This is a genomic window from Corallococcus caeni (assembly GCF_036245865.1).
Taxonomy (GTDB): Bacteria; Myxococcota; Myxococcia; order Myxococcales; family Myxococcaceae; genus Corallococcus; species Corallococcus caeni.
Genome location: NZ_BTTW01000137.1, coordinates 1 through 255, shown reverse-complemented (window position 1 = coordinate 255; position 255 = coordinate 1). Strand labels below are relative to the sequence as shown.

At 69.0% G+C, this 255-nt stretch carries 1 pseudogene; it reads left to right on the top strand.

The features are described 5' to 3' along the window. Positions 1–255 (top strand): annotated as a pseudogene (tuf, locus tag AABA78_RS39160) (elongation factor Tu); the annotation flags it as partial.

Sequence of the window (255 nt, the reverse complement as noted above, 5' to 3'; positions counted from 1 at the left end):
CCATCCCCATCGTCCCCGGCTCCGCGGTGAAGGCGCTGGAGGGTGACACCAGCGACATCGGCGAGCCGGCCATCCTGAAGCTGATGGAGGCGGTGGACAGCTACATCCCGACGCCGCAGCGCGCGACGGACAAGCCCTTCCTGATGCCGGTGGAAGACGTCTTCTCCATCGCCGGCCGTGGCACGGTGGCCACCGGCCGCGTGGAGCGCGGCATCATCAAGGTGGGCGAGGAAGTGGAAGTCGTCGGTCTGCGCG